Genomic DNA, 1,333 nt, shown 5'->3' with positions numbered 1-1,333 from the left:
CCTGACGGATCCCCACGAAATAGATAAGAAAATCAGGATGATATGATTGAAAAGGCCTGCATGGGTCGGCATGTTGTTAATCGCCAAACCAACAATATGCCTAAGGAGACCCATGCAGGCCCCTCGATTCTTACATACTCTGCTGACCTCATCACTCCCCCTGGTCCATGCCAAGCGCCTGCAGGCGCTGCTCGACACGGTGGGTGCCCTGCTGGGCGAGCGCCGCCTGGGCTTGACCGCCCTGGGGCGTGCCTTGCCAGGGCCAGTGGCTACCAAGCACACCATCAAGCGAGTCGATCGGTTGCTGGGCAACCCTCACCTGCATCAGGAGCGTCCCCTGTTCTATTGGCTCGTGGCCAGCCTGCTGATTGGCCACATGACCCGCCCGCTGATTCTGGTGGACTGGTCGCCGATTGATGACCGTGGCAAACGGTTCTTGCTGCGCGCCGCGGTGCCCTTTGCCGGGCGCTCGCTGCCAATCTTCGAGAAAGTCCACCACAAGGATGGCTGCCAACACTGTGAGGCATACTTGTTGGCCGCTCTGGCCGAGATACTGCCTGACAACGCCACGCCGATCTTGGTCACCGATGCGGGCTTTCGTAATCCCTGGTTCGAGGCGGTTGAGGCACGTGGTTGGTACTACGTCGGCCGGGTGCGTAGCCCGGTTCGCTGCCAGCTGCCAGGGCAGGCGTGGCAACCTGTGTCAGACCTGTTTCCGCAAGCGACATCGGCACCGCGGGCGCTGGGTTCCGTGCAAATTGCTGAGAGCAATCCACTGACCACCCGCATGGTGCTCTACCATCGGCCGCCGCAGGGGCGCAAGCATCGCAACAAGCGCGGACAGGTCTCCCAGGACAGCCGCAGCCGGGCGATTGCCCAGCGCCAGAAGGAGCCCTGGGTGCTGGTCAGTAACCTACCGGCGCGCTCAACGCTGGCGGACAAGTTGGTGGCCATTTACCGGCAGCGCATGCAGATTGAAGAGGGCTTCCGCGACGTCAAGAGTCCCCAGTTCGGGCTGGGCTTCGGCATGCATCAGTCTCGCCAAGGCAAGCGGATCGAAATCCTGCTGCTGATCGCGATGCTGTCCAATGTCGTGGTGATGGTTGCCGGTCTTCAAGTCCGAGACAGCGGGCAACAGCGACGCTACCAGAGCAACACGATCCGTCATCGGAACGTTCTCTCCGTGTGGCGTTTGGGACTGGAGTGGCTGCGACGTCATTGTGTCGGTGCTGTCCCATGGCCCTCTTGGAAGACAGTTCTGACGAGCCTCCAAGGGGAAGTCAAAGAGCAGGCCTTATGCGATGGATAGCAAAGTTCGTGGGGATTCCTCAGG

1 protein-coding gene is annotated in these 1,333 nt (G+C 60.9%); it reads left to right on the top strand.

The window, feature by feature from the left end; all coding sequences use genetic code 11:
• Positions 1 to 112 precede the first annotated feature (112 nt).
• Entirely contained in the window at positions 113 to 1,309 is a 1,197-nt protein-coding gene (locus ACQKE4_RS20735; RefSeq protein WP_427390111.1) for an IS4 family transposase, read from the top strand.
• The last annotated feature ends 24 nt before the right edge of the window (positions 1,310 to 1,333 follow it).

This window comes from Halomonas sp. NPDC076908 (genome assembly GCF_050269715.1).
GTDB lineage: Bacteria > Pseudomonadota > Gammaproteobacteria > Pseudomonadales > Halomonadaceae > Vreelandella.
Note: the sequence above shows the minus strand (reverse complement) of the source record. Positions and strands in the feature narration are given on the sequence as shown.

Coding starts and splice junctions, on each gene's coding strand:
- ACQKE4_RS20735 (WP_427390111.1), top strand. CDS start 113: ATGCAGGCCCCTCGATTCTTACATACTCTGCTGACCTCATCACTCCCC.